General features: G+C 41.7%; 15 protein-coding genes. 14 read left to right on the top strand and 1 reads right to left on the bottom strand.

Features of this window, described 5'->3' with window-relative positions; translation table 11 throughout:
* Window positions 1-740 precede the first annotated feature (740 nt).
* From H6G18_RS01855 to H6G18_RS01795, 13 genes are all read left to right on the top strand, one after another.
* Window positions 741-3,860 carry an esterase-like activity of phytase family protein gene (locus tag H6G18_RS01855; protein ID WP_313954410.1) on the top strand — a complete coding sequence of 1,040 codons (3,120 nt, stop codon included), beginning with the start codon at window positions 741-743 and terminating at the stop codon, window positions 3,858-3,860.
* A gap of 301 nt (window positions 3,861-4,161) precedes the next feature.
* Window positions 4,162-6,642 (top strand): DUF4114 domain-containing protein, encoded by a 2,481-nt coding sequence (locus H6G18_RS01850; RefSeq protein ID WP_190405373.1) that lies wholly within the window; start codon window positions 4,162-4,164, stop codon window positions 6,640-6,642.
* Between the two features lie 417 nt (window positions 6,643-7,059).
* The gene (gene typA, locus H6G18_RS01845; RefSeq protein ID WP_190405372.1) at window positions 7,060-8,850 is read left to right on the top strand and encodes a translational GTPase TypA; all 1,791 of its coding nucleotides are present in this window, start codon (window positions 7,060-7,062) and stop codon (window positions 8,848-8,850) included.
* 173 nt (window positions 8,851-9,023) lie between these two features.
* On the top strand, window positions 9,024-9,830 hold the full coding sequence (locus tag H6G18_RS01840) for a hypothetical protein (protein ID WP_190405371.1): 807 nt from the start codon (window positions 9,024-9,026) through the stop codon (window positions 9,828-9,830).
* An 83-nt stretch (window positions 9,831-9,913) separates the two neighbouring features.
* Window positions 9,914-10,189, top strand: a complete 276-nt coding sequence (locus tag H6G18_RS01835) for a BrnT family toxin (protein ID WP_190405370.1) — start codon at window positions 9,914-9,916, stop codon at window positions 10,187-10,189.
* On the top strand, window positions 10,173-10,418 hold the full coding sequence (locus H6G18_RS01830) for a hypothetical protein (protein WP_190405369.1): 246 nt from the start codon (window positions 10,173-10,175) through the stop codon (window positions 10,416-10,418). The genes H6G18_RS01835 and H6G18_RS01830 overlap by 17 nt, the downstream gene beginning before the upstream one ends.
* 235 nt (window positions 10,419-10,653) lie before the next feature.
* Window positions 10,654-11,241, top strand: coding sequence for a Uma2 family endonuclease (locus tag H6G18_RS01825; protein ID WP_190405368.1), 588 nt, complete (start codon window positions 10,654-10,656; stop codon window positions 11,239-11,241).
* A gap of 175 nt (window positions 11,242-11,416) precedes the next feature.
* A complete protein-coding gene (locus H6G18_RS01820) occupies window positions 11,417-12,580 on the top strand; it encodes a DUF58 domain-containing protein (protein WP_190405367.1) in 1,164 nt (387 codons plus the stop codon).
* Between the two features lie 218 nt (window positions 12,581-12,798).
* Window positions 12,799-13,164 (top strand): ferredoxin thioredoxin reductase catalytic beta subunit, encoded by a 366-nt coding sequence (locus H6G18_RS01815; RefSeq protein ID WP_190405366.1) that lies wholly within the window; start codon window positions 12,799-12,801, stop codon window positions 13,162-13,164.
* Window positions 13,161-13,553 carry a DUF309 domain-containing protein gene (locus H6G18_RS01810; protein ID WP_190405365.1) on the top strand — a complete coding sequence of 131 codons (393 nt, stop codon included), beginning with the start codon at window positions 13,161-13,163 and terminating at the stop codon, window positions 13,551-13,553. The genes H6G18_RS01815 and H6G18_RS01810 overlap by 4 nt, the downstream gene beginning before the upstream one ends.
* Window positions 13,554-13,829: 276 nt before the next feature.
* Window positions 13,830-14,327 (top strand): LptA/OstA family protein, encoded by a 498-nt coding sequence (locus H6G18_RS01805; RefSeq protein ID WP_190405364.1) that lies wholly within the window; start codon window positions 13,830-13,832, stop codon window positions 14,325-14,327.
* Between the two features lie 28 nt (window positions 14,328-14,355).
* Complete coding sequence (gene lptB, locus H6G18_RS01800) at window positions 14,356-15,084, top strand: LPS export ABC transporter ATP-binding protein (protein WP_190405363.1); 729 nt, start codon at window positions 14,356-14,358, stop codon at window positions 15,082-15,084.
* 129 nt (window positions 15,085-15,213) lie between these two features.
* Window positions 15,214-16,329, top strand: a complete 1,116-nt coding sequence (locus H6G18_RS01795; RefSeq protein ID WP_190405463.1) for an LptF/LptG family permease — start codon at window positions 15,214-15,216, stop codon at window positions 16,327-16,329.
* A 40-nt stretch (window positions 16,330-16,369) separates the two neighbouring features.
* Here H6G18_RS01795 and H6G18_RS01790 read toward each other — a convergent pair whose 3' ends face one another.
* A complete protein-coding gene (locus tag H6G18_RS01790; RefSeq protein ID WP_190405362.1) occupies window positions 16,370-17,095 on the bottom strand; it encodes an AMIN domain-containing protein in 726 nt (241 codons plus the stop codon).
* Window positions 17,096-17,472: 377 nt separating this feature from the next.
* Here H6G18_RS01790 and H6G18_RS01785 point away from each other — a divergent pair, with 377 nt between their 5' ends.
* Window positions 17,473-18,057 carry a pentapeptide repeat-containing protein gene (locus tag H6G18_RS01785; RefSeq protein ID WP_190405361.1) on the top strand — a complete coding sequence of 195 codons (585 nt, stop codon included), beginning with the start codon at window positions 17,473-17,475 and terminating at the stop codon, window positions 18,055-18,057.
* Window positions 18,058-18,146 lie beyond the last annotated feature (89 nt).

Here is an 18,146-nt window from a genome sequence, read left to right as displayed (position 1 = left end):
CTCCTTTTTTCACCAAATTGGAGTTGCGTAATATGTTCTTCAAAGCTGTCATTATTTTCCTTAGTAGAGCCTGAATAAACCATCGTCGATTCACTGAACTTGTTGGGGGGCTGACTCTAGCATTCAGTGTTTGTACGCACGATTTCTTGGTTGTCTCTGTTATAGGTAATTTTATTTATTCAATGAAAAATAATCTGTGTACAATCTTTATTTTTTGCAACAAACTCAGTTATTTCTGCTGAAAAATACATACACAACTACGTTCTTAGTCAGGACTAGAGTCCTGAATGTAAACTAAGTAGTCTCATATCAGTAATGAAATAGTTCACTGTCTACGGTCTTTTCTCTTCCCGGAGTTAGTTTCCCAATATCTCGAAAATAATCAGGATTGTAGGCGGATATTGTATAGCTTTATATGTAATTTTGCTAATTATTTTAAGAAATTTAATAATTATGGCTTTTGCGAATTAGAAGCATTTTAACCATTAGTTCTGTTGAGCTTATTTTCTTCTTAATCTTCAAATTCAAATATCTTCTGTATTAATCAAGTTTTCTGATTGTTCTGGGTGATGAGTTAAAAATTCTAGCCTCTAGTAGTCATAAAACAGGGCTTTAGCCTGACTAAGAACCTCTAATTACCCAGTAATTTTGGTTGTCACACTACTAGCGTAAACGTCACACTTTCCTTTTTTCTTGTGTACGGAGTTCATGACGACTACTTAAAAATTTGAGGGTTAAATATCATGTCAAATGTTCAATTAGTAGGCTTTGCATCTCTCCCGGCTGATACTTACGCTGAGGGGCCACCATCTGGTGAAGGTATTTCTGGTAATGGTAGAACAGGCCCCTTCCCTGGACAACCAGTACAAGGCTTTAGTGGTGTACAGTTTGCCAATAGTGACACCTTATACTTTCTGTCAGATAATGGCTACGGTAGCCAAGATAATAGTGCAGATTACCTACTCCGTATCTACCGTGCAAATCCGAATTTTCGCGGTGTAGAAAATGGAGATGGCAGTGTTCAGATTTTAGATTTCATTCAACTTTCAGACCCCAACAACAAAGTTCCTTTCTCCATTGTGAACGAAGGAACCACCGAGAGATTACTGACTGGTGCAGACTTTGATGTCGAGTCAATAGTTATAGACAAAGACGGTAGTATTTGGATTGGGGAAGAATTTGGCCCATACTTACTACACTTTGATGCCAACGGTGTACTAATTGATGCACCCATTGCCACCCCCAACATCTCGCTGGAAGATAGTATTGTTGGTGGACCTGAAGTGCGATCGCCCCAAAATCCAACTTTGACCCCATTCAACACCCTCAGAGGTCAGACCCCCCTAGTTATCGGTCACAGAGGTGCAAGTGGCGATCGCCCAGAACATACTTTAGAAGCTTACAGGGTAGCGATCGCTCAAGGTGCAGACTTTATTGAACCTGACCTAGTAATCACTAAAGACGGTGTTTTAATCGCTCGTCATGAACCCATCTTAGATGACACTACCAACGTAGCATCAGTATTTGGTGAAGATCGTAAGTCTACCAAAATGCTCGATGGGGTAGAAGTCACTGCTTACTTTGCAGAAGACTTTACTCTGGCAGAAATCAAACAACTACGCGCTGTTCAACCTTTGAGCTTCCGTGATCAAAGCTTCAATGGTCTGTATGAAATTCCTACCTTCAGAGAAGTTATTGAACTCGTACAGCAAGTAGAAGCTGAAACTGGTAGAAGAGTTGGTATCTATCCTGAAACTAAGCATCCTACCTTCTTTGATGAACAAGGTTTATCTCTAGAAGAACCTCTAGTGCAAACTCTGGTAGAAACTGGTTTCACTAATCCCAATCGCATCTTTATCCAGTCTTTCGAGTTTGCTAACCTCATCGATTTACAGAACAATATCCTACCTGCGGCTGGCTTAGAAAACATCCCCCTAGTACAACTCTACGGCGATGTAGAAGCAGCTAACTCTGATTCTGGTGATGGTTTCTCAGTTCCCTACGACATCATTCATAATTTCAGCAATCCTAACTTTGATGAAGCCGCAGCCCGCGCTATCTATGGTGATTTAGTTGATATCGTGCCAGATTTTGGTAGAGATATCACCGGCGACGGTGTACCTGATACTAACTACCAAGATTTAGCCACTAGAGAAGTCTTTGATTATCTTGGCAGAGCTTATGCTGAAGGTATAGGCCCTTGGAAAAACAGCTTCATCTTGAGAAGACCTGTAGCGGCTGTAGATGGTAATGGGGATGGCGTAGCGGAAATCACAACTCAACTCACCGGAGAAGTTCGTCCTTTCATTGAATGGGCCCATGATGCGGGAATGCAGGTTCATCCATACACCCTACGTAACGAAGAACGTTATCTTACCCTCAATCCTGATGGTACTCCTCAAACCCCTGAAGACGAATACCGACAATTGATTGATTTGGGAGTAGATGGCTTCTTCACCGACTTCCCCGGAACTGGACGGGCTGTAGTTAGTGAATACCGACCCAATCTTGCTGGTTCCCGTGGCTTTGAGGGTATGGCTTATAACCCAGACCGCACCATACTATATCCTTTATTGGAAGGTGCAGTTGCCGGAGATCCAGCTAATGCTTTACGCATCTATGAGTTTAACGTTGCCCAAAATCAGTATATAGGCTTAGTCGGTTATTATCCTACTTCAGTTCCTGGCCACGCCATTGGCGACTTTACTCCCATCAATGACACAGAATTTTTGGTCATAGAAAGAGATGGCCGTCAAGGAAGTGCGGCTCAATTCAAGAAAGTTTTCAAAATTGACATCTCCAAAATAGATGCTAACGGTTTTGTTGAGAAAGTGGAAATTGCTGACCTACTCAACATCCAAGACCCCAACGACTTGAATGGAGATGGTAGCACTGTATTTACTTTCCCCTTCGTCACTATTGAAAATGTGATTGTGGTTGACGCAAACACTATTTTGGTTGCTAATGATAACAACTATCCATTTTCTGTTGGTCGTCCTCCAGCTATAGATAATAATGAAATTATCTTGCTGAGATTAGAGCAACCTTTGAACCTAGCTCCTGGTGTGGGACAACCTAGTGCTACAGAAATCACCTTTGGTTCTCCTGTAAGTGATGAAATTACACCTCAAGCAGGTCAAATCTTATTTACTGGTGATGGTGCAGATACGGTAGATTCTCTGGGCGGTAATACTATCATTACAGGCAACGGTGAAGATACAGTGTTTGTTGGTAGTAACGCTACTGTATCTACTGGAGACGGCGATGATCAAGTCTTTATCGGTGTCAATGGCCCAGCCAGTAATACTACTGCTAATGCTGGTAGTGGTGATGATGAAATCACTGTAGTAGAAGCAGGTGGGACTAATAACCTATTTGGTGCAGCAGGTAATGATAGCTTGCAAGTAATTGAAGGTTCTCGCCAATTCGTTTTTGGTGGTTCTGGTAACGACACTCTCACCAGTAACGGTAACTATAACCGTCTCAATGGTGGTTCGGGAGATGACATCCTCTTTTCCAATGTCAATGACTCTTTGTTCGGTGGCGATGGTGATGATATCCTGTTCGCTGGACAAGGTGGTAATAACCGTCTGAGTGGTGGCGCTGGTGTTGATCAGTTCTGGATTGCGAATGGTAGTTTACCTACTAGCAAGAATACTATTACTGACTTCGCAATCGGTATTGACAAAATCGGCTTGGGTGGAATTGAGGTAACTCAATTTAGTGGTTTGAGCTTGGTACAGCAAGGTGGTGATACTTTGGTAAAACTAGGCGCAACTGAGCTGGTTTCTTTACAAGGAATTACCTCAACTAGTTTGACTGCTGGTGATTTTGTTTTTGCTGCTAGTGTGGTTGGTTAATAGTGTTTTAGTGTGAGCGAGGGAGTTAAATTCTCTCGCTTTTTTTATTTTGGAACGCGGAGGGGCGCTGAGGTTTACGCGGAGGGGCGCTGAGTTTTTTATTGTGTTAATTGGATTTTGGGTATAACTTAATTTTTTGATAATCTTTTGATAATTTTTTTTTAATTTTTATATGGGTTGATATTGTTGGGTGTTTTATATCAGTATTTTTTTGTTTATTAGTATTACTAATTTGAGCAATAAAAGCAGACGGCTTTATTAGGAATTAAGTACATTTTTATTTAGGTGAAAATATAAAACAATGATTATTAATGGTACTCCTGGTGTAGATGAATTATTTGCTAATAAGGATGAAGAAGTTTTTGGTCTGGATGGCGATGATATTCTAGATGCTTCTAATGGTGAGGGGAATAATTTATTGGATGGTGGAGCAGGGAGCGATCGCTTATTTGCCAACAACAATGATATCCTCAGAGGTGGTGCTGGAGAGGACAGTTTATACGCCTTGGGTAGTCTCGGTTCTAATATCCTCGAAGGTGGTGATGGTGATGATCAGCTTTTTGTTGTGGAGGGTGGAAATAACATCCTGGATGGAGGCGCAGGAAGCGATCGCCTGATAGTTTTAGATGGTAGTGGTGATAACATCCTCTCTGGGGGGTTTGATGATGATTTTCTAGATGTCTCCAATGGTACGGGGAATAATATCCTCTATGGTAATGAGGGTGATGATATCCTCATTGGGGGAGTCAATACTGATCAATTATTCGGTGGTGCTGGTGATGATTTACTCTTTGGTGGTGTTAGAGGAAGCCAACTAACTGGCGGTACAGGTGCAGATAGATTTTTTCTGACAAGCGCAGCAGTCCCAGAAGTTCCAGTTGAAGTATTAGATTTTACCAAGGATGAAGATAAAGTTATCGTTCGTGGTATCCCTGAGGTGCAGACATTCGCAGATTTGCAATTACAGCAAACAGGTGCTGATACCGTCGTCAAAGCTAGGATAAATAGTGTTGTACGAGACTTAGGTATTTTAAGAAACGTCCAAGCCAACAGTCTCACACCAGATGATTTTGACTATAAAACTACTATTTTTGCCATTACTAGCTCATCTGCTACAGAAGGAAATCCCATTACCTTCATCATCACCCGCACAGGGGATACCCAAACTGAGCAAAGTGTGACTGTTTCTACATCCTTAGTTACGGGAGACACAGCTAGTAACACTGATTTTGTAGCCAAAACTCAAACTCTAACTTTTCAACAGGGAGAAACCCAAAAAAGCTTTACTGTAGAAACCACTCAAGATTTTGTAGTCGAGGAAAACGAAACCTTTACCGTTACCTTGAGTAATCCTACAAATGGCGCTATTCTCAGTCCTACAGATGCCACAGCTAAGGGTACTATCAATGATGATGATAATGCAGGCGTCATCATTACCCAAACTGATGGTAATACTACAGTTATAGAAGGTGAAACAACTGACAATTACTTTGTTGTACTGACTAGCCAACCAACATCTGATGTCATTATCACTATCAATAGCAGTCACCAGATTACTACTAACCGCAGGAATCTCACCTTTACTCCTGAAAATTGGGATATACCCCAAGAAGTGATAGTCACAACCGTAGACAATTTCTTAGTAGAAGGCGATCGCACTGATACAATTAGTCATACCGCTACAAGTGGCGATGGCAACTATGATGATATCCTCATCACTCCCGTAGAAGTTGCCATTACGGACAACGATATCCCGCTATTCCAGAATCCTAACAATGATGTCTTCACCATCAAAGGTAATGAAAATCAAGTAAATCTCCAAGTCACTCTTGCAGGACGTAATTCTAATTTTACTAATGAGTTGGGTGTATTTACTGTAGATGATGCTAATGGCAATATTGATGGTATTGCTCCTGGTACAGCCGGTTACGCTGAAGCAGCATTACAACGTGCTAGAGTCATATTCTCAGCCATAGCCAATAACCCCAACGGTTTTAACTCTAATAATTTAGCCAGTCTGCTGGAATTTAATTCTGGTGATAACTTGAGATTCTACCTCGTGAGAAATAGTAGCACTGATGCTGTACTAGCAGGAATCACTCCCATCACAAATGTAGTATTTGCTAATGCTTCCACGCAAAGAATTACCAACTTGGGAAATGGTGGGTTTTCTTTAGCCTGGGAAGATGGATTTGGTAATCCTAATAACTTCCGAGATTTAGTAGTCAATATTCAAACAACAAATCAAGCCTTACCCTTGGGTACAAATTTGCAAAGTCAACCACAGGGAGAACTGATTGATTTGCGTGGTATGACACAACTAGTAAAAGCTGATTTTATTGTCAACAGAGACGCTGCTTTCAACAACTTTATTGGCTTCTATCAGATAACTGATGATAATGGTGGGATTGATACCAATGGTGATGGTACAGCAGATATCCTTCCAGGACAAGCTGGTTATACCCAAGCTGCTATTCGTGGCCGTGTTCCGGGGATTGATTTATTTGTGAATAACCGAGGAACAGCAACTTATACGGGAATTTTTCAACCTGGTTCATTATTTGCACCATTTATTATTGCTAATGGTAGACCGAATGCAATTTTAGATAGCAATCCCAATAATGACCCAGCAGTGTATTTTCCATTCTTAGGTGCAAATCCTAATCGAGTTGATCATATTCGTTTATTAGCAAATAACGTCTTTGGCTTTGAAGATTTACCAAATGGTGGCGATCAAGATTTCAACGATATGATAGTACAGGTCAATTTAAGTATTGCCTAATTTTCATATAAGAGTCCGTCAATATCACTCTGTTCAAATTTTGCTAGGATGCGGAATTGAATCTGATTTATCATGACAATCTGGAAAAGTTAATTTTAAGCTGCGTAATTGCTGCCCTAAAACTCAAGCCATTGTTTGAAAGCCAATAAAATCAGAGTCATTTTTGGCACAGTAATTACATAAATTTCCTGAGGAAAATTGACGATTTATTTTGTGTAAGTAGAAACCCACTGAGTTCAACAGACTGCCTTACTTCTCTATCACATCGCCGCCACATTTACAAAGCCCTCTAGAATTGTGACAATTACGCTAGAATTATTAAAGCTTCTTTACAGAATTCGCAGATCATCCCCAATTCTGTTAAAACAGCCTAGACCTAAATGTAAATCGTAAAATTCCCTTTAGCTAAAAGCCTCTATGACGCTCCCAATTCGCAACGTCGCCATCATCGCCCACGTTGACCACGGTAAAACCACCCTGGTTGATGCACTCCTCAAACAATCCGGCATTTTCCGCGAAGGCGAAGACGTTCCGGATTGTGTCATGGACTCCAACGCTTTAGAGCGGGAGCGGGGCATTACTATTCTGTCGAAAAATACAGCTGTTCGCTACAAAGAAACACTGATTAATATTGTTGATACTCCCGGACACGCCGACTTTGGTGGGGAAGTAGAACGAGTACTCGGCATGGTTGACGGATGTCTGCTGATTGTCGATGCCAATGAAGGCCCCATGCCCCAAACACGCTTTGTGTTGAAAAAAGCTTTGGAAAAAGGCTTACGTCCCATCGTTGTCATCAACAAAATCGACCGTGCCAAAGCAGACCCCCACGTTGCTGTAGATAAAGTGTTGGATCTGTTCTTGGAATTAGGAGCAGACGAAGACCAGTGTGATTTTACCTATCTGTTTGCTTCCGGTATGGGTGGTTATGCCAAAGAAAGCATGGAAGCAGAAGCAGTAGATATGCAGCCTCTGTTCAATGCGATTCTACATCACGTTCCACCACCAGTAGGCGACATCAACAAGCCCCTACAGCTGCAAGTCACAACCCTAGATTATTCTGAATATCTCGGACGGATTGTAATTGGCAGAATTCACAACGGTACAATCCGCGCTGGACAGCAAGCTGCTCTGGTTACAGAAGATGGCTCTATTGTCAAGGGTAAAATTACCAAATTGATGGGATTTGAAGGGCTGAAGCGGGTAGAGATGGAAGAAGCAACCGCAGGTTATATTGTCGCGGTAGCTGGTTTCGCTGATGCTTATATTGGCGAAACAATTACTGACCCCAACGAACCCCAAGCTTTACCACTAATTAAAGTGGATGAGCCTACCTTACAAATGACCTTCTGGGTAAATGATTCACCCTTTGCTGGTCAAGAAGGTAAGTTGGTGACATCAAGACAAGTACGCGATCGCCTATTCCGCGAACTAGAAACCAACGTTGCTCTACGTGTCGAAGAAACTGATTCTCCTGACAAATTCCTAGTTTCCGGTCGTGGAGAACTACACCTGGGCATCTTAATCGAAACCATGCGCCGGGAAGGTTTCGAGTTCCAAGTATCCCAACCACAAGTAATTTACCGAGAAATCAACGGTCAACCTTGCGAACCTTATGAACTCTTGGTGTTAGACATTCCTGCTGATGCTGTTGGTAGCTGTATCGAACGCTTGGGACAACGCAAAGGCGAAATGCAAGATATGCAGCCTGGAAGTGGCGATCGCACCCAGTTAGAGTTCGTCATTCCCGCCCGTGGTTTGATTGGTTTCCGTGGTGAATTCATGCGGATGACCCGTGGTGAAGGTATCATGAACCACAGCTTCTTAGATTATCGTCAACTCAGTGGTGATATTGAAGCCCGTAACAAAGGTGTTCTCATCTCCTTTGAAGAAGGTGTTTCTACTTTCTACGCTATGAAGAACGCTGAAGATAGAGGCTCATTCTTCATTACTCCTGGTACTAAAGTTTACAGAGGCATGATTGTCGGTGAACACAACCGTCCTCAAGACTTAGAATTAAATGTCTGCAAAACCAAACAGTTAACCAACCACCGTGCTGCTGGTGGTGATGAACTAGTGCAGTTGCAAGCGCCAATAGACATGAGTTTAGAGCGTGCATTAGAGTACATCGGCCCTGATGAGTTGGTGGAAGTTACACCCCAATCTATTCGTCTACGGAAGATGTCCAAGAAGTTGGCAAAACGGTAAGTAAAGCGATCGTTTAATTAATTTAGAAAGCCCGCAGATGCGGGCTTTTTAGTTTGATATTTGCGTTTTGTTACTTAGATACCTACAATATCAAAGCTCTTGCCCTCTTTCCAGTCCTTTTTGAACTGTTAAGCTAGGATAGAGCAGAAAATTAAAAATTTGCAAAACACCCTGTGAACGAAAGCAAAGGCATTCCGGTATATCTCGATCAAACCAAGCGTAAATTTGCTAACTTAGCTGCGGAGAAGATCGATGTTACAGATTGGCATCCATCAAACACTCCTGCTCAAAACCTTTGGCGATGCTTTGAAGCTTTACAAGATATTAAGAACTTGCTACAGGGGAGCAGTATCCTCAGTAGTGAAGACGAACGTCGCAGACGTGTCAAAATTCTTATTAATTCTCTTTACTCACTCTGTTTAGCTATACGTGATCTCTTAAATTACTTAAATTCTGGGACTGAAATGAAAAGCCGATTTAATAAGAAGGAGAGAGCAGAGATAAATAAACTGCTGAGTGAGTTTTCGAGAGTCGTTCCACTTGATAAGACAAGTGCGATTCGAGGTATTCGAGATCAATTATCAGCACATATAGATAAGTTGATGCCCTACGAAGCTCAAAGTATTTTTGATAAGGCTCAAAATCATGAAGTTGGTGCTTGGTTGCATCAATGTATTATTACTCTAAATCAGGTACTAACACTCGACGTTTTTGGCTGGACTACCGACGATTGCCCTGAAGGTTATTTTCGCTTGATGGCGATAGAGCCTTGGTTAGTGACCTGGAAGCTTGAAAATGGTGAGCCACCTATATTTGCTGGAGTTCATATTGCAGATTCACCGAAGAAGTTAATCAGAGAGGACTGTGAACAAATTATACGAAGTTCACAGTGGATGTTTCGATCTGAAGATTCACGTATTGTGTTACTTCAAGAGAAGGCTAGTGAGACTTCAAAACCTTTACAACAGCATAACCACTAGTAGTTACTGCAACATAAATACTAGTTATCAGTATTCTTCCGCAGACCTTTAAACTATTGAGGGAAAAGCTGAAAGATTTGTACATGGAATTTGAATGGAATCCAGACAAAGCGATACTCAACCTTGAGAATCATGGCGTTTCTTTTCAGGAAGCCGCAACCGTATTTAATGATCCGCTATCTGTAACTTTCCCTGATCCTGACCACTCCATAGGAGAAAGTCGCTACGTTATTATTGGCCTATCTGGCTTTGGGCAAATCTTAGTTATTGCTCATACTGATAGAGGGGAAAACATTAGAATTATCAGCGCCCGAAAAGCTACCCGCAAAGAGAGGAAGTTTTATGAAGAAGGAAGTTGAAAACGAAATGGAAGATGAATTACGTTCTGAGTATGACTTTTCCCAAATGGAAGGAGGGGTTAGGGGTAAATATGTTGAGCGATATCGGACACAAACAAACTTAGTGCGTTTAGATCACGATGTTGCTCAAGCTTTTCCCAACGACGAAGCAGTGAATAACGCATTAAGATTACTAATAGAGATTGCCCAGCGCCAGCAAACTAACACTACTGTACAGCGAACAGAATAACCGTTTTTGGTAGGATTTAAGACTTTGAGTGGAGTGTTTTTTGTTTGTGAATGATGGCAAGATCAAATTATAAAGATTAGCGATCGCTACGGCGGCAAGCTACTTTCAAGACTAGTTAAGGCTTGAGCCTATACTAAATAGGGAAGGCTAGAACAATTATGATCTCAAAATACCAGTGGTTCCAACAGATCACCTGATTCCGTTTGTAACTTTTATGTAAATTAAAAACCTAATTATGAAAAATATTGGGTTAACGCAAGGAAAAATTACAGTTCCAGAAAGTACAACTCTAAACGAGTTCTTAAAACTTCCATACATTGAGGAGTCACCAGCTTGGGAATATATTAACGGAGAGGCAATTCAGAAACCAATGGGAGGAGGTAAACACAGCTTATTGCAAAAACGGTTAGTTGCAGTAATTGATGGGTTAGGAAGTAACTACGAAGCTTTTCCTGAATTACGTTGTACCTGTGGTAATCGTTCAGTAGTTCCTGATGTGGTTGTTATCTCCACCAATCAACTACCACTAGATGAAAGCGGTGAGATTATTAGCAGTGGTATTGATTTTGCGCCCGCTTGGGTAATAGAAATTCTTTCGCCTGCTCAAAATCAAACTAAAGTCACTGGCAACATTTTACACTGTTTGAGAAATGGCAGTCAGCTAGGATGGTTAATTGACTCAAGTGAACGCTCTATTTTGGTTTATCAGCCTAATTCCTTGCCAGAGTTATTAGCTGGAAAAGATATATTACCAGTTTTAGAAGATTTGAATTTAACACTCTCTGTTGATGAAATTTTCGCTTGGTTACAGAAGAAAAATTGACTTTTTTGAATTCTCCGTACTTCTGCCGTGAAGCAAGCTACACGTAGCGTCCCGTAGGGAAGTGGTTGACTCCACTTAAATGTTTTTGAAATCGACACAAGCCAAGTGCGATCGCACCTGTACTTTCCTATCGTTATAGTGTGAATTTCCATCAGTGTTGGGTTAAAAAAGAAACATGAAAATCATTAAACCCATCACTAACTGGTTAGAAATCCGCGCTAGCGCCCCTGCATACACCGGCTGGGTACTAGTGGGAGTTGCTGTTTGTTTTTTTGGTGCGGCGGTTAATACAATGGCTGGCTGGTTGTATGCCATTAGCGGTGTGAGTTTTGCCCTATTGGGTATAGCTGCATTTTTGCCACCGCGATCGCTCACAGGTCTATCCGTGACTCGTCGTCCCATCCAACCTGTATCAGCCGGGGACGACTTAATTTTAGAATTAGAAATTCACAACCAGACAAAGCGGGCTGTTAGTTTATTGCAAGTTGAGGATATATTACCTTTTGTTTTAGGTAAACCCATAAAACAAGGGGTGGAAACAATTGCTAGTCAAGATAGTTACCGTTGGGTACATTACCAACCTACCCAGCGCCGGGGCATCTATCGCTGGCATACTGTGGAATTGGGTACGGGTGCGCCTTTAGGATTGTTTTGGTGTCGTCGCCAGCGTCAGTGTGATGCCTCAGCCATTGTTTATCCGACCGTATTACCTTTAGCGGCTTGCCCCTTAGTCGATGAATTGGGACAAGAAGAGAGTCAAAGGAGCGAATATCGCGGTAAACCATTGCAGACAGCCACATCTGGATTGGTGCGATCGCTCCGTCCCTATCGTGTTGGCGACCCCACCCGTTTGATTCACTGGCGGACTAGCGCCCGTTATGGTGAATTACGGGTACGGGAGTTAGAAATGGTGACGAGTGGACAGGAGATTATTATCGCCCTTGATAGTGGTAACAATTGGGAAACAGAAAATTTTGAACAAGCCGTAATTGCCGCAGCGTCATTGTACTTTTATGCACAACATCAACAGTTACAAGTGCAGATATGGACTGCATCAACAGGGTTAGTGAAAGGCGATCGCGTCGTTTTGGAAACACTAGCAGCAACTAAATTCTTAGAAGAACCTACCAATCCAGAACCGCAAAACTCTCCTTGGATTTGGTTGACACAAAACTCTCTCAGCCTTTCTACTCTGCCTCAAGGTAGTCGTTGGGTCTTATGGCAGGACGTATCATCGTTAAAAGAACAAGTAATAATTAACCAAGATTACCCAGGCATCATCCTAGAGCAAGAAAAACCATTGCAACTTCAGTTACAACGACCCTTGCATTCATTATGAAATTGTATTTCAACTATTCAAAATTTCAATGAATGCTGACAATTTAAATATCTTTGATGCCTAACTTTTCTTTGATCCCATCCATTTTAGCAATACCCATGTTTGAGAAACTAGAATGAATATCTCAAAACTAAACTTGGGGAAAACTCCCTAGCAATACCCTAGTGAGGCTGAGGTACAATGCAAAGAAATATTTAAATAATGAACCGCCGATCCCCATGATTTCATCAGAAGCTAACACAAAATCCAGCGATAAAAGTCTAGAGGCAATGCGCCATTTTTCAGAACAATATGCTAAACGTACTGGGACTTACTTCTGTTCTGAACCATCTGTTACCGCAGTCGTCATAGAAGGATTAGCCAAACATAAGGATGAATTAGGTGCGCCTTTGTGTCCTTGTCGTCATTACGAAGATAAAGAAGCTGAAGTAAAAGCTACATACTGGAACTGTCCTTGCGTGCCAATGAGAGAACGTAAAGAGTGCCATTGTATGCTGTTTCTTACACAGGAGAATGAATTTGCAGGAGAAAGCCAAGACATTTCTTTAGAAACGATTAAAGAAGTACGAGACAGTATGGGATGAGTGAAACCATGCCCGCAGAGTTTTGGCAAGGTGTAGAGCAATTTAACGCTGGACAGTTCTACGCCTGTCATGACACCCTAGAAGCTTTATGGATTGAAGCTAGCGAACCAGAAAAAACCTTTTATCAAGGGATTTTACAAATTGCCGTAGGTCTTTATCATTTGGGTAATCGTAACTGGCGAGGAGCAGTAATTTTACTAGGGGAAGGCAGCAATCGCCTACGACGTTACCCTTCAATTTACGGCAATATTGATGTAGATGAATTACTAAACCAGAGCGTAGGTTTGTTAAAAGTACTACAAGAACTTGGAGCAGACAAGATAAACGCCAGCAACCCCAGCGAACATCCTATCCTGTCCTTACCAACAATTGTGGTGACAAATGATTAGTTAATTAGCTTGACTCAATTTATCAGGCGTAAGGCTTTGGGGAATGAGAAACTTCTTCTTGTTCCCTAGTTTTTTATGTAGACTAACGGAAAAACCAGGGAAGCAAGAGGAAAATAACCAAGGACTAATGACTATTGACGAAACTTTAAACTTTAGCGAAGCGTCAAGATTTCAGCCAGCGATTATCTCATGTTACTCCCCATAGGAGATTATATTTTTGGAGAAAGTACTTGAGATAATTAGTATACAAGCAACAATCCCCAATATTAACTTACTATGATGCCTTGCTATAAATTGCCTCTATCAACAATGCGCCGCCTGGGATTAGCTTTGCTACTACCTGTGGCTTTTTTGGGTAGTGTAGCCTTGCCCAACCAATTGTCAAGCGTGACAGCACAAACACCGGGGGGAAATCGCCCGCTTACCATTCGCTCTGATATTCAAGAATATGATGCCAAAAATCAGGTGATCACTGCTCGTGGTAATGTGCAGATGTTGTATCCTGCTCGTCAAATTCAGGCAACCTCTGCTCAAGCGCAATACTTCAGCAAGGAACGCCGGATTGATTTCAGTGGCAATGTCTACATTTTGCAGCAAGGCGGTAACAGTATGCGCGCTGAGAGGGTAACATATTTGATTGATGAAGGACGATTTGTTGCCTTACCCCAATCCAATCGTCAGGTAGAATCCATTTATATGGTGGAAGACTCAGAGCAAGGTGGTCAATCTAATACACCTGCTCCGACAACACCGGCATTACGGCGTTCTAATTAGCATCAACCAACAAGACAGCACAGGCATAGTGAAAATTGTTTTAGAAAATATTCACAAGTCTTACGGCAAGCGAGTAATTGTGAATCGCGTTAATCTTTCCGTAGCACAGGGTGAAATCGTTGGTTTACTAGGCCCCAATGGGGCTGGTAAAACGACGACATTCTACATTGCTACAGGTTTAGAAAAACCGAATCAGGGACGAGTCTGGCTAGATAGTTTAGATATTACTGGTTTACCAATGCACAAAAGGGCAAGGTTAGGCATTGGTTATTTAGCACAGGAAGCCAGTATTTTTCGCCAACTTTCAGTACAAGATAATATTCTTTTGGTGTTTGAGCAAACCAATGTGCCACGCTGGGAGTGGTCAAAGCGACTCAACACTTTACTGCGGGAGTTCCGCTTAGAAAAGGTCGCTAGAAGTAAAGGAATTCAACTTTCTGGGGGAGAAAGACGACGGACAGAATTAGCGAGGGCTTTGGCGGCTGGGCGAGAAGGGCCAAAATTCTTGTTTTTGGATGAACCATTTGCTGGTGTTGACCCGATCGCTGTATTTGAGATTCAACAAATTGTCGCACAACTGCGCGATCGCGGCATGGGTATCTTAATTACAGACCACAATGTTCGAGAAACTCTAGCCATTACTGACCGCGCCTATATCTTGCGTGAAGGTCAAATACTGGCTTACGGCAATGCTGACGAACTTTATAATAATCCTCTTGTACGCCAGTATTACTTGGGTGATAATTTTCAAGTTTAACGGAGGACTTTTGCCGATTGACCGTTGACTAATGACTATTTGACTGTTGACTAATGACTAATTAAATCTATGGTAGCTAAGAAATTCCCGTCTTTTTATAGCCTCAATTCGCTGCTGCCTTTTACAATCATGGATCGCTACCTGACTAGCGAACTGCTGCCAACATTTTTATTTGGTGTTGGGGCTTTTTCATCAATTGGCGTGACGATTGATGCTGTATTTGAGCTAGTCAGAAGAGTTGTAGAATCTGGACTACCCATTAGTATTGCAGTGCAGGTTTTTTTATTAAAGCTGCCTAATTTTATTGTGTTAGCCTTCCCCATGTCTACGCTATTGGCGACTTTGATGACTTACAGTCGTCTATCTAGCGAAAGTGAACTGATTGCTTTACGTGGTTGTGGAGTCAGTGTCTATCGCATGGTAATGACTGCGGTGATGTTGAGTTTTGTCGTTACAGGAATGACATTCCTATTTAACGAAGAAATTGCTCCAGCAGCAAACTACCAAGCAACTCTGACTTTAGACAAAGCGCTGAAATCAGACAAACCTATGCTTCAGCAACAAAATATTTTTTACCCTGAATATCGGGATATTCAACAACCAGATGGTAGCAAGAACAGAATACTAGCACGTCTGTTTTACGCTGACCAGTTTGATGGAAAGCGGATGCAAGGGTTAACAATTATAGATCGTTCTACAGAAGGTTTAAATCAAATTGTGGTGGCAGAATCTGCCGAGTGGAATGGCGCTCAAAGCATCTGGGATTTTTATAACGGCACAATCTATTTAGTAGCTCCCGATCGCTCTTATCGTAATATTTTGCGTTTTGAACAGCAACAGCTAAAACTACCCCGTACACCTTTAAGCTTGGTAGAACAAAGCCGCGACTACGGAGAAATGAATATTTCCCAAGCTTTAGAACAGCTAAATATTGAACGTCTTGGTGGCGATCGCCAAAAAATTCGTAAACTCGAAGTGAGGATTCAACAAAAATTTGCGTTGCCTTTTGTCTGTGTAGTATTCGGTTTGGTAGGCGCAGCTATGGGAACCATACCCCAACGCACAGGCAAAGGCACCAGTTTTGGTATTAGTGTCATAGTGATTTTCTCATACTACTTACTAGGCTTTGTTACTGGCGCTTTAGGACAGGCTGGGATTTTTTCCCCCTTCATCGGAGCATGGCTACCAAACTTTATTGGTCTAGGAACAGGAATCTTGTTATTAATGCGGGTTGCTCAACGGTAATTAGTCATTAGTCATTAATCATTAGTTTTCCCCCTGCTCCCTATTTAGGTAGAGGTTGACCAAACTCAATTACTGGATAGTTGGGTAGAGTCGGAATTGGGGGGGTAGAAGAAGTAGCGTTGTTAAAATTACTGGGTTGCTTGGGAGAATTTGATATTGGAGTCGGATTAGGAGAATTGAGGGGAGGTACACTGACAAAAGGCTGCTGTTGAAGACCAGTTATGGGAGATAGAGTATTAGGTAATTGTATATAGTTGGGCGTTGTTGGGAGTTGGTTATTTGGCGATCGCGTTCTCACCGGAGATATTCCCTGCACGTTGCTTGGTTTTGTAGCGGCTTTCACAATTGCAGGACGTAAAACCCAGCGAGTGGGGTTTTGTTTAGAAATAGGTTGTAATTGTACTTTGTTAGCGTCTACTGCCGAATCTGGGGCTAAATCTAAGACAATGCGAGTAACATTAGCGTTTAATTGGGAGACGCGGACTCTTTGAACAGACCCAGTATAATTTTGCTGGGTGGAAATATTACCTAACTTGGTATCGGGAATATCTACAACCAGCCTTGGAGGTTCACTTAAGTAAAAGTATTGTGGTGTTTTACCAGATGAAAGAGTAATTTCCAGCTTTTTTGTGTCTGGGTAGAAGCGCCAATTATTCAGCTTTGCCATCTGCACTTGAGCCGCAACACTACTAGTTGTGACTAAAGTTATAGCAGTGAACAAACTAGCACCAAATAATTGCTGAATCCCCTGAATGTTGTTACTCATTATTGTCTTCCCTTATGTATTCAGCCATCAGGCATTTTTCAGTTATGAGAAATCATTGATTACCCATTGATTCTTCGCCATAGGTTTTTATACTAATGGCATAGAAATCTACCGATTTGACCTGGACTGCTTCAGGTGTAGCATTAAAATCTCAAGTTTGAGAGATGTTACTGATAATTAAGTTCCCTTGTCGATTAGCTCTATCAGCCAGATGAATTGCGCGTGAGTTGACGACAGTTTTCCGACCTTGCTGTTTCAGCTAAAAGCTTGCAGGTATAAACTCAGCGTACCTCTGCGTTAGCCTTGTGTCCCTTTGCGTTAACAAACAAGATCAGGATAATGTGATGGAGGAGGGTTCGCCATTGGGTAAAAGTAGCATGAAATTGAAATTAAAGAAATTAAGCGATCGCACACTGGTTTCTCTGTCAGACTTAACCATAACTCTATTCGGGCTAGAGCGTAAAAAATATCAACAACTTTGCCTCTGTACACTTAGCTTATTATTTTGGGGAATACTCGGCATAATCACAATTGCCGGTTTCACCCCCCCAGCTTTAGCACTTGATTACAACAAAGAAATTTTAATTGAAGCCGACTTCTCAGGACGTGATTTAACAGACTCTAGTTTTACAAAAGCTAACTTGCGTCAGAGTAACTTTAGTAAATCTAATCTAAGTGGTGTCAGTTTTTTTGCCGCCAACTTAGAGTCAGCAAATTTAGAGGGAACAAACCTCTCAAATGCAACTTTGGACTCTGCTCGTCTCATCAGAGCCAACTTAACAAATGCAGTGTTGGAAGGAGCCTTTGCTGCTAGCACCAAATTTGACGGAGCAATAATTGAAGGAGCAGACTTCACCGATGTACTCTTACGTCCAGACGAGCAGAAAAAATTATGTAAAGTTGCCAAAGGTACTAATCCCACCACAGGACGCGACACCCGCGATACTTTATTTTGTCCATAGCCTATAATCAGTAATAAGTAATGAGTAATGAGTAGTGAGTAATGAGTAATGAGTAATGAGTAATGAGTAATGAGTAATGAGTAGTGAGT

Origin of the sequence: Anabaena subtropica FACHB-260, assembly GCF_014697105.1 — a bacterium.
Lineage (GTDB): Bacteria > Cyanobacteriota > Cyanobacteriia > Cyanobacteriales > Nostocaceae > Trichormus > Trichormus subtropicus.
The sequence above is the reverse complement of the archived record's forward strand: the minus strand, read 5'-3'. Positions and strand labels throughout refer to the sequence as shown.